General features: G+C 42.4%; 30 protein-coding genes. 27 read left to right on the top strand and 3 right to left on the bottom strand.

The features are described from left to right. The first annotated feature begins 82 nt into the window (after nucleotides 1–82). From alaS to trxA, 7 genes are all read left to right on the top strand, one after another. Nucleotides 83–2740, top strand: coding sequence for an alanine--tRNA ligase (gene alaS / locus B808_RS06165; RefSeq protein WP_035422510.1), 2658 nt, complete (start codon nucleotides 83–85; stop codon nucleotides 2738–2740). A gap of 31 nt (nucleotides 2741–2771) precedes the next feature. Then, complete coding sequence (gene ruvX, locus B808_RS06170; protein ID WP_009166562.1) at nucleotides 2772–3194, top strand: Holliday junction resolvase RuvX; 423 nt, start codon at nucleotides 2772–2774, stop codon at nucleotides 3192–3194. Between the two features lie 16 nt (nucleotides 3195–3210). Next, on the top strand, nucleotides 3211–3501 hold the full coding sequence (locus tag B808_RS06175; protein ID WP_009166563.1) for a DUF1292 domain-containing protein: 291 nt from the start codon (nucleotides 3211–3213) through the stop codon (nucleotides 3499–3501). A gap of 88 nt (nucleotides 3502–3589) precedes the next feature. Then, nucleotides 3590–3850 (top strand): cell division protein ZapA, encoded by a 261-nt coding sequence (locus B808_RS06180; RefSeq protein WP_009166564.1) that lies wholly within the window; start codon nucleotides 3590–3592, stop codon nucleotides 3848–3850. Further along, nucleotides 3847–4329: a CvpA family protein gene (locus tag B808_RS06185; RefSeq protein WP_035422513.1), complete on the top strand. Its 483-nt coding sequence runs from the start codon at nucleotides 3847–3849 to the stop codon at nucleotides 4327–4329. Before B808_RS06180 ends, B808_RS06185 begins: the two co-directional genes overlap by 4 nt. An 11-nt stretch (nucleotides 4330–4340) precedes the next feature. Then, a complete protein-coding gene (locus B808_RS06190; RefSeq protein ID WP_035422515.1) occupies nucleotides 4341–6698 on the top strand; it encodes an endonuclease MutS2 in 2358 nt (785 codons plus the stop codon). An 82-nt stretch (nucleotides 6699–6780) separates the two neighbouring features. After that, on the top strand, nucleotides 6781–7092 hold the full coding sequence (gene trxA / locus B808_RS06195) for a thioredoxin (RefSeq protein ID WP_035422516.1): 312 nt from the start codon (nucleotides 6781–6783) through the stop codon (nucleotides 7090–7092). A gap of 52 nt (nucleotides 7093–7144) precedes the next feature. Here trxA and B808_RS06200 read toward each other — a convergent pair whose 3' ends face one another. Then, nucleotides 7145–7597, bottom strand: a complete 453-nt coding sequence (locus B808_RS06200; RefSeq protein WP_009166568.1) for a DUF2507 domain-containing protein — start codon at nucleotides 7595–7597, stop codon at nucleotides 7145–7147. Between the two features lie 112 nt (nucleotides 7598–7709). Here B808_RS06200 and murI point away from each other — a divergent pair, with 112 nt between their 5' ends. Beyond that, entirely contained in the window at nucleotides 7710–8525 is an 816-nt protein-coding gene (gene murI, locus B808_RS06205) for a glutamate racemase (RefSeq protein ID WP_035422517.1), read from the top strand. Continuing rightward, complete coding sequence (locus B808_RS06210) at nucleotides 8515–9105, top strand: XTP/dITP diphosphatase (protein ID WP_035422518.1); 591 nt, start codon at nucleotides 8515–8517, stop codon at nucleotides 9103–9105. The genes murI and B808_RS06210 overlap by 11 nt, the downstream gene beginning before the upstream one ends. 39 nt (nucleotides 9106–9144) lie before the next feature. Here B808_RS06210 and B808_RS06215 read toward each other — a convergent pair whose 3' ends face one another. Continuing rightward, nucleotides 9145–10116: a mechanosensitive ion channel family protein gene (locus B808_RS06215; RefSeq protein ID WP_051393829.1), complete on the bottom strand. Its 972-nt coding sequence runs from the start codon at nucleotides 10114–10116 to the stop codon at nucleotides 9145–9147. Between the two features lie 139 nt (nucleotides 10117–10255). Here B808_RS06215 and B808_RS06410 point away from each other — a divergent pair, with 139 nt between their 5' ends. The 18 genes from B808_RS06410 to B808_RS06300 all read left to right on the top strand — a co-directional run bounded on the left by B808_RS06410 (nucleotide 10256) and on the right by B808_RS06300 (nucleotide 23911). Further along, nucleotides 10256–10666 carry a DUF948 domain-containing protein gene (locus B808_RS06410; protein ID WP_009166572.1) on the top strand — a complete coding sequence of 137 codons (411 nt, stop codon included), beginning with the start codon at nucleotides 10256–10258 and terminating at the stop codon, nucleotides 10664–10666. A 5-nt stretch (nucleotides 10667–10671) separates the two neighbouring features. Then, a complete protein-coding gene (locus B808_RS06415; protein WP_009166573.1) occupies nucleotides 10672–11118 on the top strand; it encodes a YtxH domain-containing protein in 447 nt (148 codons plus the stop codon). Nucleotides 11119–11246: 128 nt separating this feature from the next. Beyond that, on the top strand, nucleotides 11247–12266 hold the full coding sequence (gene ccpA / locus B808_RS06230; RefSeq protein WP_009166574.1) for a catabolite control protein A: 1020 nt from the start codon (nucleotides 11247–11249) through the stop codon (nucleotides 12264–12266). A gap of 65 nt (nucleotides 12267–12331) precedes the next feature. Next, complete coding sequence (locus B808_RS06235) at nucleotides 12332–13072, top strand: YebC/PmpR family DNA-binding transcriptional regulator (protein WP_035422519.1); 741 nt, start codon at nucleotides 12332–12334, stop codon at nucleotides 13070–13072. Between the two features lie 226 nt (nucleotides 13073–13298). Next, on the top strand, nucleotides 13299–14267 hold the full coding sequence (gene comGA, locus B808_RS06240) for a competence type IV pilus ATPase ComGA (RefSeq protein WP_035422521.1): 969 nt from the start codon (nucleotides 13299–13301) through the stop codon (nucleotides 14265–14267). Continuing rightward, nucleotides 14236–15252: a type II secretion system F family protein gene (locus B808_RS06245; RefSeq protein WP_035422523.1), complete on the top strand. Its 1017-nt coding sequence runs from the start codon at nucleotides 14236–14238 to the stop codon at nucleotides 15250–15252. Before comGA ends, B808_RS06245 begins: the two co-directional genes overlap by 32 nt. After that, nucleotides 15252–15548 (top strand): competence type IV pilus major pilin ComGC, encoded by a 297-nt coding sequence (gene comGC, locus B808_RS06250; protein ID WP_035422524.1) that lies wholly within the window; start codon nucleotides 15252–15254, stop codon nucleotides 15546–15548. The genes B808_RS06245 and comGC overlap by 1 nt, the downstream gene beginning before the upstream one ends. Continuing rightward, the gene (locus B808_RS06255; protein ID WP_009166579.1) at nucleotides 15514–15981 is read left to right on the top strand and encodes a prepilin-type N-terminal cleavage/methylation domain-containing protein; all 468 of its coding nucleotides are present in this window, start codon (nucleotides 15514–15516) and stop codon (nucleotides 15979–15981) included. The genes comGC and B808_RS06255 overlap by 35 nt, the downstream gene beginning before the upstream one ends. Continuing rightward, complete coding sequence (locus B808_RS06635) at nucleotides 15962–16150, top strand: hypothetical protein (protein ID WP_035422526.1); 189 nt, start codon at nucleotides 15962–15964, stop codon at nucleotides 16148–16150. Before B808_RS06255 ends, B808_RS06635 begins: the two co-directional genes overlap by 20 nt. Beyond that, nucleotides 16143–16565 carry a competence type IV pilus minor pilin ComGF gene (locus B808_RS06265; protein ID WP_009166581.1) on the top strand — a complete coding sequence of 141 codons (423 nt, stop codon included), beginning with the start codon at nucleotides 16143–16145 and terminating at the stop codon, nucleotides 16563–16565. The genes B808_RS06635 and B808_RS06265 overlap by 8 nt, the downstream gene beginning before the upstream one ends. A gap of 1 nt (nucleotide 16566) precedes the next feature. After that, complete coding sequence (locus B808_RS06575) at nucleotides 16567–16725, top strand: hypothetical protein (protein ID WP_155830465.1); 159 nt, start codon at nucleotides 16567–16569, stop codon at nucleotides 16723–16725. A 61-nt stretch (nucleotides 16726–16786) separates the two neighbouring features. Beyond that, entirely contained in the window at nucleotides 16787–17806 is a 1020-nt protein-coding gene (locus B808_RS06270; RefSeq protein ID WP_035422527.1) for a class I SAM-dependent methyltransferase, read from the top strand. A 13-nt stretch (nucleotides 17807–17819) separates the two neighbouring features. After that, complete coding sequence (locus B808_RS06275; RefSeq protein ID WP_035422528.1) at nucleotides 17820–19016, top strand: acetate/propionate family kinase; 1197 nt, start codon at nucleotides 17820–17822, stop codon at nucleotides 19014–19016. Between the two features lie 125 nt (nucleotides 19017–19141). Continuing rightward, the gene (locus B808_RS06280; RefSeq protein ID WP_035422529.1) at nucleotides 19142–20512 is read left to right on the top strand and encodes an amino acid permease; all 1371 of its coding nucleotides are present in this window, start codon (nucleotides 19142–19144) and stop codon (nucleotides 20510–20512) included. Nucleotides 20513–20604: 92 nt separating this feature from the next. Beyond that, the gene (locus B808_RS06285) at nucleotides 20605–22011 is read left to right on the top strand and encodes a bifunctional metallophosphatase/5'-nucleotidase (RefSeq protein WP_081716753.1); all 1407 of its coding nucleotides are present in this window, start codon (nucleotides 20605–20607) and stop codon (nucleotides 22009–22011) included. Continuing rightward, nucleotides 21992–22504, top strand: a complete 513-nt coding sequence (locus tag B808_RS06290; protein ID WP_035422531.1) for a YutD family protein — start codon at nucleotides 21992–21994, stop codon at nucleotides 22502–22504. The genes B808_RS06285 and B808_RS06290 overlap by 20 nt, the downstream gene beginning before the upstream one ends. A 5-nt stretch (nucleotides 22505–22509) precedes the next feature. Then, the gene (locus B808_RS06295; protein ID WP_009166588.1) at nucleotides 22510–23289 is read left to right on the top strand and encodes a TIGR01457 family HAD-type hydrolase; all 780 of its coding nucleotides are present in this window, start codon (nucleotides 22510–22512) and stop codon (nucleotides 23287–23289) included. Further along, complete coding sequence (locus B808_RS06300) at nucleotides 23255–23911, top strand: TIGR01906 family membrane protein (RefSeq protein WP_081716754.1); 657 nt, start codon at nucleotides 23255–23257, stop codon at nucleotides 23909–23911. Before B808_RS06295 ends, B808_RS06300 begins: the two co-directional genes overlap by 35 nt. Before the next feature lie 194 nt (nucleotides 23912–24105). Here the strand turns inward: B808_RS06300 and B808_RS06305 are convergent, their stop codons facing one another. Beyond that, on the bottom strand, nucleotides 24106–24759 hold the full coding sequence (locus B808_RS06305; RefSeq protein ID WP_035422533.1) for a VTT domain-containing protein: 654 nt from the start codon (nucleotides 24757–24759) through the stop codon (nucleotides 24106–24108). Nucleotides 24760–25019: the final 260 nt, after the last annotated feature.

The raw sequence follows: 25019 nt of genomic DNA on the forward strand, positions 1-25019 counted from the left end.
ATGACATCGTTGCAAGCAAAGTGGTACCGCGTTTTGGCGTCTTTGCATGCAAGGGTGTTTTTTATTTTGATGGAGGCAGACAATGAAACAACTTAGTAGCGGTGAGCTTCGGCAAATGTTTCTGGATTTTTTTCACGAGAAGGGACACCAGATTGTTCCAAGTGCTTCATTAATTCCAAGAGATGATCCCACCCTGCTCTGGATTAATTCCGGAGTGGCCACGATGAAAAAATATTTTGATGGTTCTGTAGTACCTGAAAATCCAAGAATGACTAGTTCTCAAAAGAGTATTCGAACTAATGATATTGAAAATGTTGGGAAAACCGCCCGACATCAAACCCTGTTTGAAATGCTTGGCAACTTTTCGGTGGGAGACTATTTTAAAGCCGAAGCGATTCCCTGGGCCTATGAATTGTTAACAAGTGAGCGTTGGTTTGGCTGGGATCCAAAACGACTATTCGTTACGTACTACCCGAAAGATCAAGAAACAAAGGCGCTGTGGGAAAAAACAGGGGTGTCGGCTGACCACTTAATTCCAATTAAAGACAACTTCTGGGATATTGGTCAGGGACCTTCTGGCCCCGATTCAGAGATTTTTTATGATCGTGGTCCAGCTTACGATCAACTTGACCCCGATGATCCAGAAAATTATCCTGGGGGAGAAAACGAGCGTTACCTAGAGGTTTGGAACATTGTTTTTTCGCAATTTAATCACACTGCTGACGATCATTATGAACCCTTGCCACGTAAAAATATTGATACCGGGATGGGATTAGAACGAGTGCTTTCAATTTTCCAAGATGCACCGACTAATTTTGAAACTGATTTGTTTATGCCGATTATTAAGAAAACGGCAGCACTCAGCGATCAACGATTTTATGGTAAGAATCAGCAAGACGATGTTGCTTTTAAAGTGATTGCGGATCATATTAGAACCATTACCTTTGCCATTAGCGACGGGGCTTTGCCAGCTAATGAAGGTCGTGGCTATGTTATCAGGCGGCTCTTACGACGAGCAACTGTTAACGGTCGACAACTCGGAATCAAGAGCGCTTTTTTATACCAGTTAGTACCCGTCGTCGGGCAGATTATGCAACAACATTATCCAGATGTTTTACGACAAAGTGAATACATTCAAGGGCTAATTCGTAGCGAAGAGGAACGGTTTAATGCCACGTTAACTGATGGCCTAAACCTTTTGGATCAAGTAATTAATGCGGCTAAGTCACAAAATCATACTGAAATCTCGGGTGACCAGGCCTTTAAGCTTTATGATACTTACGGATTTCCCCTAGAACTAACCACTGAATATGCCAGTGATCATGGGTTACAAGTTGATGCGGCTGGATTTAATGCCGAAATGGAGCAGCAACGAACTCGGGCTCGGAAAGCGAGAAGTGACCAGGGTTCAATGAAAGTACAACGAGACCTACTGCTAGAGATTAAGCAACCTAGTGAGTACGTTGGTTATCAGCAGCTCACGGTTAAAGCGGCGAAACCAGTGGCAATCATTGCTGATGAAGCGATAGTCTCGCAAAGTACAGGAGCTGGAACAACCTGTGAAGTTGTTTTTGACCAAACGCCATTTTATGCTGAAATGGGTGGTCAGGTAGCGGATATTGGTAAGATTTATACGCAAGCTGGGACAGAGGTCGCTGAAGTGGTGGATGTGCAGCACGCACCTAATGGACAAAATTTGCATACGGTTCGAATCAAGGAGCCGCTACAAACCGATCAAACCTACCGCTTAGAAGTGGATCGTGCCTATCACCGGGGCGTTGAACGCAATCATACAGCTACTCATCTGCTTGACCAGGCCTTGCGAACCGTCCTAGGAAACCACACCCAACAGGCGGGATCCTTGGTTAAACCGGAATATCTACGGTTTGATTTTACCCATGCGAAAGCCGTAACACAACGAGAGTTGGCACAGGTGGAACGGCTAGTTAATCAACAAATTTTTGCGAGTTTGCCTGTCGAAACGGTCGTGACCAGTCAGGCAGAAGGTCGCAAGATGGGGGCGATTGCCCTGTTTGATGATAAATATGGGGATCAGGTTAGAGTTGTTAAAGCGGGGGATTTTTCCGTTGAGTTTTGTGGAGGCGACCACGTTCAAAATACTAGCCAAATTGGCTTGTTTAAAATTACTAATGAAACGGGGATTGGAGCGGGAATTCGTCGAATCGAAGCACTCACTTCGCAACCGGCCTTTGAGTATCTTAACGAACAAGATCGCCAGTTGCATAAGGTTGCAGCTGCTGTCAAAGCACCAGTTGTTGGGCAAACGTTCGACCGAGTTTCAGAGTTACAACAGCAAATCAAGTCACTGGAAAGTAAGCAGGAGTCGTTAGAGGCTCAGTTAGCCCAACAAGCTGTTCACCAGTTGTTTTCTCAACCAGAAACTATTAATGGACGGACGTTGATTGCTGGCAGCTTAGCAGATACTAATATGAATCAGCTACGTGTACTGGCGGATCAGTGGCGCGATCAACACCTATCTGATGTGCTGGTGTTAGGCGCCACGACTGGTGACAAAGCGAATTTATTAGTTGCAGTGGCAGCAAACCAAGTTCAAGCAGGCCTGAAAGCCGGTGATTTAATCCGGGCAATCGCCCCTCAAATTGACGGTGGGGGTGGTGGTCGTCCCAATCTGGCTCAAGCTGGTGGCAAGAATCCAGCCGGGATGCCTCAAGCACTGGCTGCTGCAAGACAGTGGCTGACCGAGGTAAGTACTGATTAGCAGACTGCACCAGCAGGGTTAGGATTTAAACATGAAAATTATGGGATTAGATGTCGGTTCCAAAACAGTGGGAGTTGCCATTAGCGATGCTTTAGGTTGGACGGCACAGGGGATTGAAATTATTCCCATTAATGAAGTTGATCATCAGTTTGGTTTGGATCGTGTAGGTGAATTGATAAACGACTATCAAGTTTCCAAAGTGGTCGTTGGCTTGCCAAAGAACATGAATAATACCATGGGTCCTCGAGTTAAGGCTTCTAAGCGATATGGTAAAATGATACAAGCCCGCTTTCACCTTCCGGTTGATTATGAAGATGAGCGGCTGACAACCGTGGAAGCCGAACGGATGCTGATTGAAAAAGCTGACGTTTCGCGTGCAAAACGGAAAAAGGTAATTGATAAAGTGGCTGCCGAGTTGATTTTACAAGGATACTTGGATCGGAACCACCAGTAATTAGGGAGGCCTTGAGATGGCAGAAGAACCAGAACAGCTTACGCTGATTGATGAAGATGGTAACGAATTGCTCTATAACGAATTGCTAACCTTTACATCTGACGAGTACCAACGCTCATACATTTTGATGTACCCAGCTGAGGAAGAAGGGCATGATGAGTTAAATATTGAAGCATATGCCCTACCGAAGGATGCCGATCCAACGGCTCCTTCAGATGGTGAATTAGAAGCAATCAATGATGATAAGGAATGGGAAATGGTACAAGAAACCCTCAATACTTTCCTTAATCCAGATGACGTTCGCTAGTCAACGTTAGCTTTTGGGTACCAACAATCGGGTTGGTACCTTTTTAATTATTCGTGCTAAAATAAAATCATTGGCAGGAGGCGTTCTCGTGGTTGAAAAAAAACGATTTAAAACAGACATTGATGGAAAAAGCTATACGTTTATCGGAACTGCTTCAGATGAGCACATGCAATCAGTCGCTCAAATTTTGAATCACGAGTTAGCAACTATTAAACAGCAAGCATCGGATTTAAACTCCGTTGATGCAGCCCTCCTAGTGGCCTTTAATGCCATTTCTAAACAATTAGATTTGCAACTACAACTTGATGATTTGCAAACGACAACTCACGAAAAGGATAATCAAGCATGATACTTTCAATTATATTATTATTGGTAATGCTGACGGCCTTTTTTCATGGTCTTCACCGTGGCTTTGTAAGGGAGTTGGTTGGCTTTTTAGGAGTTTTGCTGGTGCTGGGCTTTGCACTACTCACGACTGATTTTTTTGCGGTTTGCTACCAAGCGATTGGCAACCTATTGGTTGTAAACCATAATCCGGTGCATTTAAATTTTTACCGCGGTCTGGGGTTCTTTTCGGCATTGTTAATCGCAACTATTCTGGTAAGGTTGCTGGCACGCATGCTAAATGTGGTTGCGCATGTGCCCCTTATTAAACAATTTAATAGCTTGTTAGGTGGGGTGGTTGGCTTAGTAACCAGTATTATTTTGAGTAAAATACTACTCAGTGGGCTCTTGTTACTCCAACTGAGCTGGTTGATAGCTTTATATGATAACTCAACCATTGCACAACTATTGGTAACCAGTGTGCCACGGTTATTGTTACCTTAGACGAGGTTTTCATGAATAAAAAAATTTTAAAAACATTAGAATATAAAAAAATCAAAACACAAATTCGCGACTACTTAGCGACAGATTTAGGCAAATTAGAATTAGATCAACTCTTTCCGACCAGCGACCCAGACTTGATTCAGCAGCAATTGGATGAAACGGATGATGGAGTGCACTTAGATCGTTTGAATCAGCCACTGCCGTTGCCTCGCCTCGTGGCCGTTGATCAGCCACTCAAACGTTTAGAAATAGGAGCTAACCTAAACGGGAAAGAATTAGCGCAGTTTAGTCAAATTCTACAAACAGTTCAACGAATTAATCAATTTTTTACTGAACTTGAAAGTGATCACGTCGAATTATTGACACTCTATTCCTTAAACGAGCAATTGGTCGCACTTCCAGAGCTGAACCAACGCTTGCTCCAATCAGTTGATGCTACGGGCTGGCTGTTGGATACTGCTTCTCAGCAGTTGCAACAACTGCGACATCAAATTGAGCAAACCCAGGCTACGATTAAAACAAAAATGAACGGTTATATCCATGGAAAGCGGGCAAAATATCTAAGTGATACTGTAATTACCATTCGGGATGACCGCTATGTGATTCCAGTAAAAGCTGAAGCAAAACAGCAATTTGGCGGAATCGTACACGACCAAAGTGCGTCTGGACAAACGCTGTACGTGGAACCGCAAGCAGTAGTGGAGCTTAATAACCAGCTACGGTTTCAACAAAAGGCGGCTCTGCAAGAAGAAAAACGGATTCTGGCGGAACTTTCTGATGAATTAAGACCAGAGGGGGCGCATCTAGCTGCTAATGCCACTCAGCTAGGGCATCTTGATTTGATTAATGCTAAGGCGCGTTACGCACGATTTTTGCACGCTACGAAACCGAAGTTATCGATAAGAAATGAGGTGCACTTAAAAACCGCTCGGCATCCATTGATTCCCTTAGATCGGGTGGTGGGAAATTCGATTGAGCTTAATCAAGATTGCCGCCAGTTGATCATCACCGGCCCGAATACTGGTGGAAAAACCATCACGATGAAAACACTTGGTCTTTTGCAATTGATGGCACAATCGGGCCTATTCATTGCCGCAGATGAAGGGAGTCAAGTTGGGGTTTTTGATGAGGTCTTTGCTGATATTGGGGATGAACAGTCAATTGAGCAGAACTTAAGTACCTTTTCTTCTCATCTTGATAATATTATTCAGATCCTTCAGCAAACGACGGCACGCAGTTTAGTATTGATTGACGAATTAGGGGCTGGAACTGACCCGAGCGAAGGGGCAGCACTCGCAATGGCCATTTTAGATGCGATTGAGCGGTTGCACAGCACGGTTTTGGCTACAACACACTATCCAGAGCTAAAAGCCTATGCGTATAATCATGTTGCTACTGAAAATGCTTCCATGGAGTTTGACGAAGAAACTCTCCGTCCAACCTATCGATTGTTGATGGGCGTTCCGGGCCAAAGTAATGCCCTTCAGATTGCCCGCCGGCTGGGGCTTAGTGAACAGATTGTGAACCAAGCAACAGCTTACACGGATGAGACCGACCAAGATTTGAATCGAATGATTACGGAATTAACGCAACAAACCCGACTGGCGCGCGAACGGTCCACCCAACTAGCGGAAAAATTGAAAGCCACCACCGAATTACAGCAAGAATTACAAGATCACTTTGGACAGTTTCAGGCGCAGCGGGAACAGTTAGTAAATCAAGCCAAACGTGAAGCTAACCAGTTAGTTGCCAAGACTAAACGGGAGGCCCAAGCTGTAATTGATGATTTACACCGAAAGCAGCGTGACTTGCAAGGAGGAGTTAAAGAGAATGAGATTATTGCCGATCAGGGAAAACTTAATGCTTTAGAGCAGCAACCTGCCTTGCGAAAAAATCGTGTTTTAAAACGTTCGAAGGCCAGACAAACCCTGCGAGTTGGTGATGATGTTTTGGTTAAAAACTATGGACAGCAGGGGGTCTTACTCCGAAAGCTTGGTCAGCAAAACTGGGAAGTCCAGTTGGGTATTTTGAAAATGAAGGTTGCAGAAAGTAATTTGGAAAAGCAGGGAAATCGGCAACAACCTACCAAAGGAACGCCAATGGTGCGGAGAACTAAGTCCGCAGCAGTTCCAACGACTTTAGATTTGCGAGGAGTTCGGTATGATGATGCGATGCACCGGCTTGATCAATATCTAGATGCAGCTTTGTTAGCAGGTTACCCCACGGTAACGATTGTTCACGGAAAAGGTACGGGTGCCTTGCGAACGGGGGTTACCAAGGTACTTAGTCGCCATCGTCAGGTACAAAAATTTTCCTTTGCCCCGCCGAGTGCTGGTGGTGATGGAGCCACGGTTGTGACCTTTAAATAAGGTTTTAAGCAAGATGGTTGCATTTGATGGGAATAGTCCATATACTTACAATATGTAAGTTCTAAAACAAGGAGGAATTATTATGGTGCACGAAATTAATGATGAAAACTTTGCAGCAGAAACAGCGACTGGTCTTACTGTAATTGACTTTTGGGCTCCTTGGTGTGGACCTTGTAAGATGCAAAGTCCAGTTATTGAGGAGATGGCAGAAGCAGACAATACAATTAAATTCTGCAAACTGAACGTTGATGATAATAAAGCAACGGCTAGCAGTCTTGGGATCATGAGCATTCCGACACTACTGATTAAAAAAGATGGTCAGATTGTTGATCAAGTGGTTGGCTATCATTCCAAAGAACAGTTGCAAAAGTTATTTGCTGAATATGCTGCCTAATAAAAAATCCTGAAATGAAATCATTTCAGGATTTTTTTAATGCTAACGCTGTCTAGTAGGGCAGGGGTTGATTACTATCGGAAACAACCATAATTTCGATGATTCCTTTGTTGCGTAGTTTATATTCAGCTTCGGTAATCAGTCCCGTGGTTTGTTGCTGTGTTTGAGCTAGAAAACCTGTTTCTAGCATGAAGTCGGCATCTTGATCGGCAGCTAGTCGTTTTGAAATCGTAGGACCACTTAACTTCCAGGTAGTTTTGTCTGCCGTTTGCTTTGTGAGTACCAGGTTGCCAAAGTCACTGACCTCAAAAAAGTGAACCAGTGACTCGGTAGTTTGTGGGAACTTAATTGCCAAATTTTTTCCTGCCCAGTATAAAATATCATGTAAATCTCTTTCTAAGAGATTTGGTAGTAGAACATCTCGTAATAACAATACTGGCCAGGCTTCGTCAGCAGCCGCTCCTTGGAAAAATTGGTCATAATCGTTTTTTGCAGGTTTGCTCATTAAATTCTCTCCAATCCAATTGTTACATGATACATTCTACCATACTGACTTCAGAAATAAATCAACTGGACGCACTTTATAGTATACTGAAATACATTAGGAGGGAAGAACTATGCAACCAGCACCAATTGCAATGATGGATTCCGGCGTCGGAGGGCTGACAGTTTTAAAAACAGCTCTAAGGACCTTTCCGCAGGAACAATTTTTATTTTTAGGCGACGAACAACATTTACCTTACGGTGAAAAATCACCAACGGCAGTTCGTGCCTATAGTAGTGCAATCGGTTCTTTTTTTGTCCGCCAGCAGGCCAAATTGATGATTGTGGCTTGTAACACAGCGACTTCGGTTGCCTTAGCTTCACTGCAAAATACGTTGCCGATCCCGGTTATCGGTGTAATTGAACCAGGGAGTCGCGCCGCTGTTCAGGCAACTAGGAACCATCAAATTGGCGTAATTGCAACGCGCGGAACAGTTGCTAGTCATGCTTATCGAGATGCTATTCATCAGTTAGATCCCACTTGTGAGGTAGTTGAGCTGGCTTGTCCTAAGCTAATTCCACTGGTTGAAGCGGGCAATTATCAGACTAGCATTGACCAAAAAATTGTGCGAGAAAGTCTAGCACCACTTTTACAAAGTAAAATTGATACTTTGATCCTTGGCTGCACCCATTTCCCAATCATCTCCTCTTTAATCCAGCAAGCGGTTGCCCCTCAGGTACGGCTGATTGATCCTGGGATTGCAACTATTGCAACGGCGCAGCAATTATTGGAAAATGAAAATCAATTGGAGAAAACTGGGTCTGGTAGTTGTCGGTTTTATACCACAGCTAATCCTAACAGATTTGCTCAGGTAGCCTCACAGTGGCTCAACAGAAAGGTGGTGGCGCAACTGATTGATTATCAACAGTTGCAAACCAATGACAAATAAAGTGATTGTAATTGCTTCACAAAATGCAAATAAAATTCGTGAGTTTCAAGAGATGCTCGTTCCAAAAGGTTATGAAGTCCATGGAGCCGGTGATTTTGAAGAATTAGCTCCCGTTGTGGAAACTGGGCAGTCTTTTGCTGAAAATGCGCAAATCAAAGCCCAAGCAGTTAGTCAGCAATTGCAGCAACCGGTAATTGCGGATGATTCAGGACTGGTGGTACCAGCAATTAACGGTGAGCCGGGGATTTATTCGGCCCGTTACGCTGGGGATCATGATGATGTTGCAAATAATGCTAAATTATTAAAAAAGTTGGCGCATGCGGATGATCGAAATGCTTATTTTCATACTACTTTAGTAGTGATGAAACCGACCGGGGAATCGTTAGCTGTTTCTGGAACGCTTGCCGGTGAAATTTTAACCGAACCACGCGGTCAAAACGGGTTTGGCTATGATCCCTTGTTTTTTGTTCCGGCCAAACAAAAGACCTTGGCAGAAATGTCAGCAGCAGAAAAAAATGAGATTAGCCATCGCGCCCAGGCACTACGAAAGCTAGCGGATAAGCTTGATCAATGGTGGTAAGCCAGTCAAAAAGGAAGCTGATTACAGCTTCCTTTTTGACTAATGTTTGAGCGGATTCGTGGTAGGCGCCTGAGGTTGGTTAGCTACATTTGCTGGACTCGCTGGAACCGGAACCGACTGGGGCGAGAGAGGGAGCTCAATACCGGCCTGAGTTAGCGCTTCTAGGTAGGCAGCTAGGTAGGTTGCCTGCACCAAACTTTCTGTTCCACTTTTAGTAGTTACGTTAGTCTGAATTGCTAGAGAACCATCATTAAGATACACAGGGCCAAGAATAACGGGTTGTTCAAGCACAGCTGCCTGTTGCCCCTTTAATTTTTCATTGGTCTGTTGAATGATTTTTTCAACGGCTTTCAAATTTGTTTCGGGAGTGATGCGAACATTAATACTGGTTTGAATGCTACTGCGGGAGAGATTTGCAATCGTAGTAATATTTCGATTGGGGATGAAGTTGAGGGTTCCATTATCGGTTTTAATTTGCGTTGTGCGTAACCCTACCGCACTAACAGTTCCATCGATATTATTAATGATGACATGTTCACCGACCGCGAGTTGTTGTTCTGAAATGATAAAAAAGCCACTTACAATGTCACTCACAAATCCCTGGGCGCCTAAACCAACGGCTAAACTGAAGATTCCGGCTCCGGCAATCAACGTTCCCACGGGAATCCCGATAATTGACAGAATTGAGTAAAGCCAGAAAAAAACTACCAAGTAGTAGTAGGCATTCTCAACCAAGCTATAAAAGGTCTGATTACGACGTTTCGACTTGACGATCGTAGTTTGGGGATTTTTTGCGGCAAATTTTTGTTGATTTTTTTGAAAGACGCGGGCAATTAAATGGCGACCACCTTGGGCAATAATCAAAAAGAGAATTGAAATCAGTACAATACTGATGATTTTTGAAAGAAGCACCCCAATAAGTTGATCCCAATCAAATTTAGCTAAAAAATTAGTTAGCTGTTGCTGGGTAACAGCAGCGGCGGTATTAATCGTTTCAATAATTGAATTCATAACGGAGCTCCATTCAGTCTAAGTTGAATTAATTCTACCAAAAGTAGAGGTCTTTAAACAATTAAAACGGGGATAAATTGTCACCAGAGGTGATTAATGATATTCTTAATTTGTTAACAACATATAGGAGGGGAAACTAATGACTTTTGGAGAAATTGCAGCCTTAATTGCAGCAATTGCATTTGCGGTACTAGTAATTTTCATGTGCGTCTGCTTAGTTAGGCTCGTCAAAGTATTGGATGGTGTTGACCAGAGTCTATCGGATGTAACTAAAAACATTGATCAACTTACTAACGATACTAACCAGCTTCTACAAAACTTTAACGAGCGAATTGACCAGCTTGACCCTGTTTTTCAGGCAGCAGCAGAGGTTGGCACCTCGGTTTCCAAAGTTAACCATACGGTTCAAACAGCGACTGATCGATTGAATCAGCGCATGGAGATGATGGCTAAACGTTCGATGGTTAAATCGATTTCAAGAAAGATTTCTGGATTGTTTAGTCGAAAAAAGAAACAGCCAGGGCAAGCAAATAATAACAGGAGAGCTTAGAAATCATGAAAATAAAAACAGGTTTGTTAATGGGTGGTTTGTTAACTTCAACTGCTGCTTATCTAGCATTTCGGATGCTTGATGAAGAAAAACAGCGGAAACTAAAGATTGATGCCTTAGAAACTGTTGAGGATGCTAAAGATCGGGCCGTTGACTATGCTTTGTATGCTGCGGACACCCTTGCAGATACCCGCGACTCATTGACTGAAACGATGGGTAACTATAAAGATTCACTGAATGTAACTTCTCAAAAAGTTAACGATAAGTTAAACGATTTGAAGGACGATCTGAGCCAATTACAAGCTTATTTACGAGTACGAACAACTGATGATAGTGGTCAACCTGAGACCGATGAAAATGATGATATTACCGTGAAAATTGATGATCAGTTCACTAATGACGCAAAGGGTATCAATACCTTAGATGATCACGGCGATCAAACAGAAGAATAGTTTCTGAATGAGAGGGGGTTTGAAGCTTTGCTTCAAATCTTTTTTTATCTTGACAATCTTTTGTGAAAACGGTTACTCTATAGTCCTAAAAGCTAAGCGATAAATTTGAGTAAGAAAAGAGTGAGGACTTGAGAAAAAAACAATCAGTTACAATTTATGACGTGGCACGAGAAGCGGGCGTGTCAATGGCAACTGTTTCTCGAGTTGTAAACCACAATCATAACGTAAGACCAGACACTAAAGAGAAGGTTTTAGCGGTTGTCAAGCGGTTAAATTATCGACCCAATGACGTGGCACGTGGATTGGCTAGTAAGAAGACGACGACGGTTGGAGTGATCATTCCCAACGTGACCAATGATTATTTTGCGGCTCTAGCAAGAGGAATTGACGACATTGCGGAGATGTATGAATATAATATCATTTTGACTAATTCTGATGGGAATTCACAAAAGGAGATTCAGGCCCTCAATACGTTGTTTTCGAAGCAAGTTGACGGTTTGATTTTTATGACGAATCAGTTGTCTGAGATGGTTCGCAAGGAATTACAAACTGAGCACTTACCCGTTGTTTTAGCCGGATCGGTTGATGCAGAGCAACAACTGCCGAGTGTTAACATTGATTATCAAAAGGCCGTTTATGCCCAGGTAAATCAATTAATTGCAACGGGCAACGAACGGATTGCTTTCGTTGCTGATGATTTGGAGCTCGCCATTAATAAAAGTTTCCGCATTCAGGGTTATCGTGATGCATTGGCGCACGCAGGAATTCCGTTTCGTAAAGAACTCTTGATTGAAGCACGGGATGGAAACTATCAAGCTGGTTACCGTCTCCGACACCGCCTAGTACAACAACAGGCCACGGCGGCCATGGTTAGCAATGATGAGCTGGCTGCAGGAGTCGTTAATTCACTGACCGATCATGGGATACAGGTGCCAGATCAATTTGAAGTTGTGACTAGTAACGATACCAAATTAACAGAGATTACTAGGCCCAGCTTGTCAAGTATTACGCAACCGCTCTATGACATTGGAGCAGTCGCCATGCGGATGTTGACAAAGTTAATGGATAACGAACAACTAACTACTAATAATGTTTTGTTATCATTTGGTTTAAAAGCACGGCAGTCGACTAAATCTCGTGAAGTTTGATTCGCTTTGGTTTATTTGTTATAGTTAGTTTGTTTAATTTTCGCTAGAGAGAGGAGTGCTGAATTATGTCTGGACATTCAAAATGGCATAATATTCAGGGCCGTAAAAACGCCCAGGATGCAAAACGGGGCAAGATTTTCCAAAAAATCTCACGTAATTTATATCAGGCAGCTAAGGTTGGAGGAGTCGATGCAGAAAGTAACCCCCAACTACGGTTAGAACTGGAAAAAGCACGGGCAGCTAATATGCCCAAAGATAACGTCCAGCGGGCTTTAGATAAAGCCTCTGGTGTTGGTGGTGCTAAGTTTGAAGAAGTAACTTACGAAGGCTACGGTCCTGGAGGGACTGCAGTTATGGTTTCTGCCTTAACAGATAATAAGAACCGAACCGCAGCAGCCATTCGTTCCGCCTTTACCCATCATGGTGGTTCACTTGGAACCAATGGATCGGTTTCGTATATGTTTGATCGGAAGGGGTTTGTTTCTGTATTGCGAGACACAACCACAGATGATGAAGATACGATGTTATTAGCAGCGCTTGATGCAGGTGCCGATGACATGAAAGCCACCGATAGTGAATATCAAATTTTCACTGCACCAACTAGCATGACAGCGGTTCGGGATGCTTTACAGCAGGCCGGGTATCAGTTAGATACTGCTGAAGTTCGGTTATTTCCAGAGACAACGACTGAAGTTCCGGAAGATAAAGTTGATCAATACAGTGCGCTAATTGACGAATTATCCGAAGATGATGATGTGCAAGATGTCTATGAAGCAGCTGTTTTACCCGCTAATTCAAATAATTAAGTTAAACCAAAAGGGGCACGATTACAATCGTAATCGCGCTCCTTTTTAGTTTGGCAAGCAGGGGTGGCGTTATTTAGCCGTCCGCTTCAACTGACAATCAAGCGGGATTGTCGCAAGCTAGGGAAAATTTTTGTGAGTTTACTAAATAAAAGCTCGAAATAAATTAAAGAGTTCTTGTCCTGAACGGGACTTGTTTAGCGTATTTAAACTGAAAGGATGTGAAGTGATGGAAATTACTAATTTATTTGCTGAAATTATGCGCTTAGCCGTTGCGCAAACAGCATCAGATATTTATTTTTTACCTAAGGCAGCAAACTACGAAGTACGGATGCACACTAGTAAGGGGGTTATCCAGTTATCAGAACTATCCTTCACGGTGGCCCAACGTTTGATTACCTATTGTAAATACCAAAGTGGGATGGCAATCTCTGAAAAGCGGCGACCACAGCTTGGAACGATGACCTATTCCCTGCAAAAAGAACGGTTGCGATTACGGCTTTCAACGGTAGGAAATTTTAATGGGCACGAGTCGTTAGTACTTCGAGTTATTTATCAGCTTGATCAGCAGCAAGTACACTTTTTTGCTGGCAATCAGCAACAACATTTGCAGCAGTTGATGCAACGGCGCGGTTTGTTTTTATTTTCTGGGCCAACGGGCGCTGGCAAGACCACCACGATTTATCAATTAGCTCGTTCATTGCCAACGACCCAGGTAGTCTTAGCAATTGAAGATCCAGTTGAAATCTATGAAGAACGCTTTCTACAACTAGAGGTAAATCCACCTGCGGATATGTCGTTTGAAAGTCTCTTAAAAATTGGCTTACGGGAACGTCCGGATGTTTTTATTATTGGTGAAATTCGGGATCGGGTTTCTGCTAATATTGCGGTTCGTGCTGCTCTTTCTGGGCATTTAGTGTTTAGTACGGTTCACGCTCGTAGTCCCTTAAAAAGTATGCAGCGACTACTAGAATTAGGCGTCAAGCAATCACAATTAGAAGCGGCAGTTTCGGCCATCGTGTATCAACGATTGCTTCCCACCACTACCAATCAACAAAAAGCTTTACTGACCGTAATTGATCATAATTTTTTTAAACAACCAGCAGCTGATTTAACCGATTGGCGCAAACAGTTGTTGCAATTAGAAGAACAGGGAGTGATTAGTCGTGCGACGCAAATGGCATATCATTTTGGGTAGAAAACCGCACTTTAGGATTGCCCATCAAGCATTTTTCTTTGCAACATTATCCGAGTTAGTAACAGTAGGCTTTTCAATCCGAGCAGGTTTAGATTTTGTTGCGACGGTCTCAGCCTCACAACAAACCATTGTTAAACAAATTCAGGATAAATTAATCCAGGGTTCCTCCCTTCCGGCAGCACTACAGCAGCATTTGCCAGTCCCCACCTACCAGCAACTAAAATTGGCTGATGAACACGGGGATCTTGTGCAAGGAATGACTGCTTTAAGTCGCTTTTTACAACTGCGTCAGCAACAACGGCAAAAATTACTAGCTGCTTCATTATATCCACTGTGTTTGTTAGGAATCTTAGGTGGGGTGTTCATATTAATTAAAACGGTGCTATTACCCCAGACCACTACGTTATTAGCAAAACCAGCTCCTGCAACTCATTGGGAGATAGTTTTGTTCCTTGGAATGTTTGGTATTGGTGGGTTGGTCATGGGGCTTAGGTGGTGGCGACGGCAAACCCGCTTAAGTCAAGCTAATCTACTGATTCGGATTCCGTTGTTGGGAGGCCTGTTTCGCAGTTACTATGCTTACTATTTAACTGCGAATCTAGCACTTCTGTTTCAGAGTGGTTTAGAAATGCGGGAAATGGTAAAGATTTTAACTAGTTTTGAAGCAATGACCTTTTTAGCAGAAATCGGGCACCAGCTAAAACGAGGTCTACAGCAGGGGGAATCGCTAAGCGAGATTTTAAGTGCTAATCAATTTGTGGGAGTGGAGTTGTGTACCTTTTTCGATAACGGTAGTTCGCAAACGGCGTTAGCCAATAATTTGAGTGCCTACAGTGAACTTTGCTTTCAAAAACTAATTCGTCGTTCTAATCAACTAATTGGAATGATTCAACCGATTGCGTTTGTCATAATTGGTGGATTGATTGGGTTGACTTACTTACAAATGCTGTTGCCGATGTATCAGTCATTGAAAGGAGTTTATTGATGAAACGAAGTGGTTTTACGTTGATAGAAATGGCCGTGGTGCTCTTTATCATTTCGCTCTTAATATTGATTATTATTCCAAATTTAGGAGCTCAAAAGAAACATGCACATTCTGTGCACGGGGCGGCAATGACGACGGTTGTTCAGACCCAAATAGATGCCTATTACGATGAATTTGATGACCCACAGATTAGCTTTGATAAACTAGTTTCACATGATTACCTCACGGATAAACAAGTGAAGCAAGCTCGGGAGGAACAGATTGTCATTAAAAATAATCACGCTTCTCAAGAATAAGCGAAAAGGTTTTACCCTCCTAGAAAGTTTAGTAGTAATTTCGATTACCAGTTTGATTTTGTTAACGTTACTTTGGGGAACCCGCGTTTTTAATCGCCAAATTAATTCAGAACCACGTTTTTGGCAAAGTTTTGCGGTTGCTTGGAATCAAACGTTAGTGACGGCTAAAATCCAACAAACACCAGCCTGGGTAACCCTAGCTCCCCATCAGGCAGTTTGTTTTGAAACCTATTTACACCAGCGCTTGATTAAACATGAGGTCAGGGTTCCAACGGGGCTTTCAGTGACAAGTTGGCATGAAATTAAAATTTCAAAAAACGGGACGGTCAGTCCCCAGACAATTACCTGGCGGTCTGAAGCGAGTCGTCGTTGGATTCTGCAAAAGATTCAACTAGGATGGGGCTGTTATCATAATGAAATCAAGTCTTTTTGAGCGTTCTGGAATGTTGTTAGCTGATGCACTTTTGGGTATCGCTTTAATTAGTAGTGCAACGATTTTTTATGTTACCAATCAGAGCTGGAGCCGAGAGCGGATTAACCAGACCGAACAACGGCTGGAACATGTTCGTAAGTGCTATGAAATCGAGATCAATCATGAATAAGCAACGAAATGGATATTCACTAGTTGAAACACTGGTGACAATTGTTGTAATTGCAATGGGGTTTAATTTAATGCAACTGGCTTTTAAGCTAAATGGGGCTGTTAGTCAGCATACACAACGGACAACGCAATTTTACCGCTATTTGGATGTGATAGAGGATCCACAGTTTCAATTTAGAGTTCGTCAGGTCACGGCTAGTAAACTAGAGTTATTTAGTGCAAAGGAACAACAGGTATATTGCTTGCAACTAGCCAAACATGAACTAAAAATGAGGACATTAGCAGGCGGATACATGCCGCTCATAACGGATGTTGATCAGGTTCAGTGGCAGGTTAACTCAGGACGTTTGCTGACCAAGATCACGATTGGAGGAGAACGATTTGTTGCAACGACTATGCTGGCGGAGAAATGCTAGTTTGACAATGATTGGAGCAGTTTTTTGGGCGACGGTTGCTTGCGTAGTATTAGTCCAGCTACAGCAAGCTAATCTAATTGTTCAGCAAAATAATTCTCGGATTAGACATTATCAATTGGCAAAGACTCATTTTGCAGAAAAGCACTTGGGCACACCTTGAAATACTAGAACTGATTGAGTAAGATAGGCATAGGTGAACTCACCGAAAAGGAGTTGATTTTTTGACTGAGAACAGCACGACCGCTTTATTTCAAGTTTTTGATCAATCAGCCACGGTGTTAATGCATAGCCTAGAAACTTCTTATCTAGATGCATTTATTGAAACTGCTGACAACTTGTTGGACAAGCGGACAGTTCGAGTCGAGAACGGTTTACCTGCAAAGCAAACGGTTCAGGAACTCACAGCTTTGTACCAGAAGGTTGATTATCAAAAAATGGATGCTCAGGATATTCGCAGAGCGATTCAAATGGTCATGATTAAGGCGACTAAAGTAGATCATATTCAAGCTGTTCATCAAATAACTCCGGATACAATTGCTGATCTGTTAGGCTATTTAGCAGCAGGGCTAGTAGCAGGTCGAGAGCAGCTTCGGATTCTTGATCCTGCAGTTGGATCTGCTAATTTATTGACGGCCGTTATGAATCAACTCCAGGATCGAGTGACGAAAACTGTTAGCGGATTCGGTAGCGATAATGATGCTTCGATGATCTCAGTTGCTAGTATTAGTGCTCAAATGCAACGATTATCTTTAGAACTTGTTCAGCAGGATAGTTTAACTGACTTAGCCGTTCCACAAGTTGACCTTGTGGTTTCTGATTTGCCAGTTGGCTACTATCCAATTGATGAAAATGTGCAAAATTATGAAACCCACTCCCACATGGGACATTCGTACGTGCACCATCTTTTGATGGAACAGGCCGTTAACCAACTTCAGGCTGGGGGCTTTGCATTTTTCTTAGTTCCAAGCCAGCTATTCCAGAGCCCCGAAGCCAAGGGACTCTTAGGTTGGATGCAGGATCAAGTTTTCCTACAGGGAATTTTAAACCTGCCACAGGATTTATTCCTAAATGAACAGGCGCAAAAGGCGATCTTGATTGTACAAAAGCGAGGGGCAGATGCGCGACAAGCTGATCGAGTGATGTTAGGAGAATTTCCGTCATTTGATGACAAAGTGGCGTTACAAAAATTTATTGATGACTTGGTAGTGTGGGAAAAACAAGCTTTATTGAATTCAAAATAGTGAGGAGTAGATTATGAGCAAGATGATTGCGGTTAATGCTGGTAGCTCGACTTTAAAATTTAAATTATTTGAAATGCCGGCGGAACAAGTCTTAGCTGAAGGGGTTATTGAGAGAATTGCCATGCCAAATGGGCACGTTGCGATTAAGTATGGCAGCGGGCAAAAATATGAAATTACCACTGACGTCGCCGATCACGAGGCAGCGATTCAGATTCTCTTGGATCAATTATTAGCACTGAAAATTATTCATAACTATAATGAAATTGATGGTGTCGGACATCGTGTGGTTGCTGGTGGCGAATTCTTCGATAAATCGGTAGTAATTACTCCGGAAGTACTAAAAAAAATTGAGAGTTTAGCTGAACTGGCTCCGTTGCATGAACCAGCCAATGTTTTAGGGATTAAAGCTTTTCAAAAAATCCTGCCAGATGTTATCAGTGTAGCTGTTTTCGATACAGGCTTTCATGCGTCGATGCCAGAGAAAAATTTCTTGTACAGCATTCCATATGAATATTATGAAAAATATCAAGCTAGAAAATATGGAGCTCATGGAATTAGCTATCGGTTCGTTTCACAGCGGGCTGCAGAGGTTTTGCAAAAGCCAGTTGAAGATTTAAAATTAATTATTCTTCATATTGGGGCTGGAGCTTCGATTTGTGCCGTTAATCATGGGAAATCATTGGATACTTCAATGGGATTTACTCCTTTGACTGGAATTACGATGGCAACTAGATCTGGTGATGTTGATCCTTCTTTGCTAGCACTTGTGATGCAGAAGGAAGGCATCACGGATATTAACGAGATGATCGAGATCTTAAATAAAAAATCTGGGTTACTTGGAATCTCTGGAGTTTCCGCTGATATGCGCGAAGTTGAAGCAGCCCAAGCAGAAAATCACCGAGCACGACTTGCTCGTGAGATTTACATTAATCGGATTGTGCGTTACATTGGAGCTTACTTAGCCGAACTTCAAGGAGCGGATGCCATCGTCTTTACCGCCGGGGTCGGCGAGAATAGTGTTACCGTGCGGAAAGAAGTTACTGACCAATTGGGGTACTTTGGGATTAAGATTGATCAGGAAAAAAATAATGTCCGTGGCGAAGTTCGTGATTTGAGTACTCCAGATGCAAAAATCAAAACTTTGTTAGTTCCTACAAATGAGGAGTTAATGATTGTTAGGGATGCTCAAGCTTTAAGCCAAACCAAATAGAATAACTAATCGACCGCTTGCCGAGGATGACCTTGGTGAGGGGTCGTTTTTTGTTTAGACAGTTTTTTGAGAAACGGGTATAATTACAGTTATAAAAAAATTAATGATTTGAGGGGAGCTTGCTTATGGCTCAAGAAAAAAAATCAAGTTCAGGGATGTCACGAAGTTTAAAAAATCGACATGTGCAGTTGATTGCCCTGGGGGGAACCATCGGGACGGGGCTCTTTTTGGGAGCCGGTCGTTCGATTCACTTTGCTGGACCATCTCTAATCTTTGCGTATTTAATTGCTGGGTTAGCGTGCTTTTTTTTAATGAGAGCACTCGGTGAGCTCCTACTATCCAATACGGAAGCAGTTTCTTTCATTGATTTCATTGATAAATATTTGGGACCAAAAACTGGCTTTGTTGCTGGTTGGACCTACTTAATCTGTTGGATCACCATTGCGATGGCGGAGGTAACAGCAGCTGGTTTGTACATGCAATTTTGGTTCCCTGGTTTGCCAACCTGGGTCACGGGGTTGTTTTTGCTAGTTATCTTGTTTTTTATGAATTCAATTACCGTTTCCGCCTTTGGAGAAACTGAATTTTGGTTCGCCATTATCAAAGTGGTCGCGATCCTACTATTGATCCTTGCAGGAGTTGTTTTGGTGGCGATCCACTATAAAACACCGGTGGGGTATGCCTCGTTAGGAAATTTATTTGGTGGAAATTTGTTTCCAAATGGAGCCAAAGGCTTCCTGCTATCGTTTCAAATGGTAATCTTTAGTTTTGTGGGGATCGAAATGATTGGGATGACAGCTTCTGAGACCGCTGATCCACAAACCATTATTCCAAAATCGATTAACGATGTTCCAATTCGAATCATTTTATTTTACGTGGGTTCCCTGGTAGCTTTGATGTGTATCTATCCTTGGTATGATGTTTCGCCAACATCTAGTCCCTTTGTCCAGGTTTTCCAGGGAATTGGCATCAAACCGGCAGCAGCAATTATTAACTTTGTGGTGCTAACCGCCGCTGCTTCATCGTGTAATAGTGCAATTTTCACGACCGGAAGAATGTTATATTCACTGACCAAGGGAAGTAAAAATCCACTGGGAAAGCGGTTGAGTCAAATTTCTCGGCGAGGACTGCCTGCCACAGCAATCTTAGTATCGACTTTATTAATTGGAATTTCTGTCATTATTGATATTTTGGTGCCTAATGGGGTCTTTGAATTTATTTCCAGTGTCGCTACAACCTGTTTTCTTTTCATTTGGTCCTTGATTGTATTAGCACATTGGCGGTACCGCCGGCAGTTAACCACGGAACAAACCCAAGCACTTTCATTTAAAATGCCTTGGTATCCATTTTCAAATGTCTTTACGATTGCCTTTATGATTTTTGTGGCAATAATTCTTCTTTTCCAGGTGCAGACTTTGGTAGCGTTAGTTGGTTCGATTGTTTGGCTGTTAGGTCTTTATGGATTTGATTATTATCGGAATCTGAAGCAGATATAGAAAAGTCGGTGCTAATGCACCGGCTTTTCTGATTTATGGACCTACTGATGGTAGAATTAAAATAGTTCAGTAACATGATGAAAGGTGATTCGATGAAAAGCAAGGTTGCCATTTTACACACTAATGATTTGCACTCGCATTTAGAAAACTTCCCAGCAATCAAAAGATTTTTTCAAACGCAAACAGCGGCACTCAGCCAACAAGGTTATCGAGTGTTGCGATTTGACGATGGCGATGCGATGGATCGCTTTGATCCCCTAACTGAAGCGACCAATGGTCAAGGAATAGTACAGTGGTTAAATGAAATGCATTATGATGCGGTTACCATTGGTAATAACGAAGCATTAACTAATTCTCACAAGCAGCTTGACCATCTTTATGATCATGCTAATTTTCCTGTCATTTTAGATAATGTTTTGGATAGTAAAACCGGGCAATTGCCCCATTGGGCGACTACTCATCGTGATTTTGTTTTAGACAATGGAACCAGGTTGCGCTTGCTGGGCTTAACATTTCCGTATCCAACGTTTCAGGCTATGGGTTGGACCGCAGAATCGGTCTTTGGAACGTTAGATCGGTGTCTACAAGAATGGGCGGGTCAGTACGATCAGCTAATCCTACTCTCTCATTTGGGAATTAACTATGATCGAGAGCTAGCTAAACGCTATCCTGAATTAAAAGTAATTATTGGTGGGCATACGCATCATTTGTTGGCTCATGGTGAAGTAGTGCAGCAGACCTTGCTGACGGCTGCAGAAAAGTGGGGGCACTATGTTGGTCAAATCACTTTTGAAGTCGATCAAGCTGGTTTATATCAGCAACAAGCACAAGTTTTTCGTAGCACCGATCTGCCCCGAGAAGCAGGAGATCAAGCTGAAGTAGCTGCTGCAGAGGCCACCGGGCATCGCCTGCTTGCTGCGCAAAAAATTGCGAGGGTTCCGCAACGCTATCAGACGTCTTTAACTGATGATAATCCACTGGTTCAATTGGGATTGCAAGCCATGATGGCTAGTACAAATGCGCAGGCAGCTGTACTAAATACGGGACTCTTCTTGCATGATTTGCCAGCCGGGATTGTTAATATGGACCAGCTCCAACAAATCTTGCCGCATAATATTCACGTCATGAAAACCGAACTGTGGGGGTATGATTTATGGCGTCTATTTCAAGAAATGGAAAAGAATAAAAATTTCCTAATCCGCTTTCCTCAAAAGGGAATGGGGTTTCGGGGGAAGTATTTCGGAAGATTGGTCTATGCGGGGATTAGTTATGACACAGAAAAGCAGCAATTGTATTGGCACCATGAGTTAGTTGTACCTGAGAAACGGTACACAATTGCGCTTTTAGACCACTATGAATTTATTCCCTTTTTCCCGACAATTGGAATTGTTGGGAAGAACCAAATTGATTTTAACGGAAATATCCGCACCGTTTTGGCAAAATATTTATCTCAGGAATTTCCTTTAGGAGGAGGCTCACATGGAACACAGTCAGATTGAGATTTTGATTGAACAACGGCGGGAAAAACGAATTCCATACGCTGAAATTAAACAAATTGATGCAACAACCCTAACTGTAAATGGACACCTGTATGAACTAGTTGCCAATGTCCGAAATGCTTTTGACTTGGGGGCTTTTACCAATAGTTTCAACCCGATTTTGACTCGGTATGATTACATCATCGGGGACTGGGGTTATGGGCAACTACGCTTGAAAGGTTTTTTTAACGACCGGCGGACTAATGATTCTTTTGAAAGGAAGAGCGCAATTAATGACTACCTTTTAGAAGAAGTGAACTTAGGTGACAATTATTTTGTGTTGCATAATGTCGATGCAGCACAAAAAATCGAGACGAGTGTAAACCCAACGACGATTAAGCGGAGTCGGAAACACCATAACAGTGCTAATCGGCATATAAAGCAACGTCATGACAAAACCAAGGCTCAGTTAACTAAGCGACAATTTACCATTCGCCAAAAGAAAGAGGATTAAGCGTGATGAAACATTACCACGGATACATGATTGATCTTGACGGAACAATTTATCAGGGGACGCGACGGATTCCAGCTGCTAAACGGTTTGTTGAGCGGCTACAAGCAGCGCAACAACCCTTTTTATTTTTAACTAACAATACAACCCGCCAGCCAGCTGCGGTCGTGGCTAATTTGGCACAAAACCATGATATTCATGTAACTACGGCAAACATTTATACCGCTGCGCAAGCAACGGTTAGTTATCTTCAAGCTGATGCCGATCAGCATCAACGGGCTAGGACGGCATATGTGATTGGAGAACCAGCTTTAAAGAGTCTGCTAGTGCAAGGGGGCTTTGACATTTATGCCGAGAAGCCAACGTACGTGGTGGTAGCGCTTGATTATGACTTTAGCTATCAAAAAGCTACCCGAGCCGTGCTAGCAATTCAAGCGGGAGCTCACTTTGTGGGTACCAATGCAGATACGTTAATTCCCAGTGAGCAAGGATTGTTACCAAGTGCTGGTTCATTAATCGATTTAATCCGGTATGCGACCCAGGTACAACCGGTCATTGTGGGTAAACCCAATGGTTTGATTGTAAGAAATGCACTTGCAAAGTTAGGGATTAGCGCCAAAGAGGCCTTGATGGTTGGTGATAATTATGAAACTGACATTCGGGCAGGGATGGCCGCTGGAGTTGATACATTACTAGTGTATTCTGGGGTATCTAAACCGGCTGATATCAAACAGAAGGAGCAGCAACCGACCCATGAGATTAAAAGCTTCGATGACTGGACAATTTAGTTACTCCAGCATGGTAAAATTGCTATTTTATGTAAGCTTCACCATTACGATGGCGACGTTTGTGGTAGTCAATGCCAGTTGGTTGTATTGGCTTAATCTCAGTTGGGCGCATTTAGCGACCCGGTTTGAAACTTCCAATACAGTGTTAATGCATAATTTTTATCAAATGATTAAATATTTACAATTACCATGGGAAACGACTTTATATTTGGAGGGTTATCGGCTTTCGGCAAGGGCTGCCCAGCATTTTGCTGATGTAAGACGGTTAATCTTGATTAATAATACGCTTCTGATGCTGCTCTGGATTGTGGGATTAAGGGGCTATTTCAAACAGATTTATCACCAGCTGTGGCAGATGACGAGGGGACTAAGAAATTTTTTGGTAGGATTAGGAATATTGTTATTATTAGTAATGCTTGATTTTAACGATGTTTTTATTATTTTTCATGAACTGCTCTTTCAAAATCGTGACTGGATTTTTGATCCCCGACAGGATCCGGTGATTAATGTGCTCCCTGATCAATACTTTTTTAGTTGTTTTCTAGTCTGGTTAGGGATAGTCATTTTAGGACTAGTTACCGGATGGTATCTTGGTGAACGCCAATTAAAAAAATTTAAATGAGGTTGAAGTATTCCATAAAAGTTATTTTTATGGTTTTTTTGACTAAATTTTTTGATAACTACAAAAGAATATGGGATTATTTCTGTTGGTTATTATCATGGTAGCGTTAATCACGTTTCAACGAAAAAGGACTTACCCCAATAGTAAACGGGAGTAAGTCCTGAAGAATCGTAATTAAAATGTTTGCCAATCCCTTAGTCAATCGACTTTTTGTTAGCTGTTCGTCCCTTAAGAATACCGATGATGGCTGGAATTAAGGAAATGACAATGATCGAAAGAACCACCACGGAAAAATGCTCTTGTACAAACGGAATGTTTCCAAAGAAATATCCACCTCCGCAACAGAGCCCTACCCAAGCAATACAAGCAGTAAGATTATATTTAAAGAATTTACTGTAGCTATAATCGCTGCTGGCAGCGACGAAGGGGGCAAAAGTTCTCACGATGGGCATAAAACGTGCTAGAAAGATTGCAATTGCTCCGTACTTATCGAAAAAGTGACGAGCATGTTCAAAATCTTTTTCCTTAACAAAGCGACTTAAAAATTGATTTTCGGTAATGGCCATGCCCACTTTACGACCAAGGAAGAAATTCAAAGAGTCACCACCGAGTGAAGCGATAAAGAAGAGCACTAGGAAAATCCAGATGTTCAGATTATAACTTGCACTGGCAGAGAGCGCAGCCGCTGCAAACAAGAGGGAATCACCGGGAAGAAAGGGGAGGATCACCGCTCCCGTTTCAACAAAGATGATTAAAAATAGAATTAGGTAGGTCCAGTTTCCAAAAGTATTAACGATATTGACCAAATGCTGATCAATATGTAAAACAAAATCAATCAAGGTATTCATATTATTCTCCGTTTTTAAAATAGTTACTTCTTAATTCTAGCAAATTAAGGTGGTTGATGGTGAAAATTTTCTATTTTTTAAGATAAAAAAAAGATTGACGCCACCTAATGCTTTTTGTTAATATAAATAAGTCCGCAACAGGCATACAGCTAGTTGCTAGCCAATAAAGTTGTTGACAAAGCTTTTCTACCGTGTTATATTTATGTAGTTGTCGTGATTGATAGCATTTATTATTCCGACATAGCTCAGTTGGTAGAGCA

Origin of the sequence: Fructilactobacillus florum 8D (assembly GCF_000512295.1) — a bacterium.
In the GTDB taxonomy this organism is placed as follows: Bacteria; Bacillota; Bacilli; order Lactobacillales; family Lactobacillaceae; genus Fructilactobacillus; species Fructilactobacillus florum.

What these genes read in the sequence shown, in the direction of transcription:
- alaS (WP_035422510.1), top strand. Translation starts at nt 83, where the DNA reads ATGAAACAACTTAGTAGCGGTGAGCTTCGGCAAATGTTTCTGGATTTT.
- ruvX (WP_009166562.1), top strand. Translation starts at nt 2,772, where the DNA reads ATGAAAATTATGGGATTAGATGTCGGTTCCAAAACAGTGGGAGTTGCC.
- B808_RS06175 (WP_009166563.1), top strand. Translation starts at nt 3,211, where the DNA reads ATGGCAGAAGAACCAGAACAGCTTACGCTGATTGATGAAGATGGTAAC.
- B808_RS06185 (WP_035422513.1), top strand. Translation starts at nt 3,847, where the DNA reads ATGATACTTTCAATTATATTATTATTGGTAATGCTGACGGCCTTTTTT.
- B808_RS06190 (WP_035422515.1), top strand. Translation starts at nt 4,341, where the DNA reads ATGAATAAAAAAATTTTAAAAACATTAGAATATAAAAAAATCAAAACA.
- trxA (WP_035422516.1), top strand. Translation starts at nt 6,781, where the DNA reads ATGGTGCACGAAATTAATGATGAAAACTTTGCAGCAGAAACAGCGACT.
- B808_RS06200 (WP_009166568.1), bottom strand. Translation starts at nt 7,597, where the DNA reads ATGAGCAAACCTGCAAAAAACGATTATGACCAATTTTTCCAAGGAGCG.
- murI (WP_035422517.1), top strand. Translation starts at nt 7,710, where the DNA reads ATGCAACCAGCACCAATTGCAATGATGGATTCCGGCGTCGGAGGGCTG.
- B808_RS06210 (WP_035422518.1), top strand. Translation starts at nt 8,515, where the DNA reads ATGACAAATAAAGTGATTGTAATTGCTTCACAAAATGCAAATAAAATT.
- B808_RS06215 (WP_051393829.1), bottom strand. Translation starts at nt 10,116, where the DNA reads ATGAATTCAATTATTGAAACGATTAATACCGCCGCTGCTGTTACCCAG.
- B808_RS06410 (WP_009166572.1), top strand. Translation starts at nt 10,256, where the DNA reads ATGACTTTTGGAGAAATTGCAGCCTTAATTGCAGCAATTGCATTTGCG.
- B808_RS06415 (WP_009166573.1), top strand. Translation starts at nt 10,672, where the DNA reads ATGAAAATAAAAACAGGTTTGTTAATGGGTGGTTTGTTAACTTCAACT.
- B808_RS06235 (WP_035422519.1), top strand. Translation starts at nt 12,332, where the DNA reads ATGTCTGGACATTCAAAATGGCATAATATTCAGGGCCGTAAAAACGCC.
- comGA (WP_035422521.1), top strand. Translation starts at nt 13,299, where the DNA reads ATGGAAATTACTAATTTATTTGCTGAAATTATGCGCTTAGCCGTTGCG.
- comGC (WP_035422524.1), top strand. Translation starts at nt 15,252, where the DNA reads ATGAAACGAAGTGGTTTTACGTTGATAGAAATGGCCGTGGTGCTCTTT.
- B808_RS06635 (WP_035422526.1), top strand. Translation starts at nt 15,962, where the DNA reads ATGAAATCAAGTCTTTTTGAGCGTTCTGGAATGTTGTTAGCTGATGCA.
- B808_RS06265 (WP_009166581.1), top strand. Translation starts at nt 16,143, where the DNA reads ATGAATAAGCAACGAAATGGATATTCACTAGTTGAAACACTGGTGACA.
- B808_RS06275 (WP_035422528.1), top strand. Translation starts at nt 17,820, where the DNA reads ATGAGCAAGATGATTGCGGTTAATGCTGGTAGCTCGACTTTAAAATTT.
- B808_RS06280 (WP_035422529.1), top strand. Translation starts at nt 19,142, where the DNA reads ATGGCTCAAGAAAAAAAATCAAGTTCAGGGATGTCACGAAGTTTAAAA.
- B808_RS06285 (WP_081716753.1), top strand. Translation starts at nt 20,605, where the DNA reads ATGAAAAGCAAGGTTGCCATTTTACACACTAATGATTTGCACTCGCAT.
- B808_RS06290 (WP_035422531.1), top strand. Translation starts at nt 21,992, where the DNA reads ATGGAACACAGTCAGATTGAGATTTTGATTGAACAACGGCGGGAAAAA.
- B808_RS06295 (WP_009166588.1), top strand. Translation starts at nt 22,510, where the DNA reads ATGAAACATTACCACGGATACATGATTGATCTTGACGGAACAATTTAT.
- B808_RS06300 (WP_081716754.1), top strand. Translation starts at nt 23,255, where the DNA reads ATGAGATTAAAAGCTTCGATGACTGGACAATTTAGTTACTCCAGCATG.
- B808_RS06305 (WP_035422533.1), bottom strand. Translation starts at nt 24,759, where the DNA reads ATGAATACCTTGATTGATTTTGTTTTACATATTGATCAGCATTTGGTC.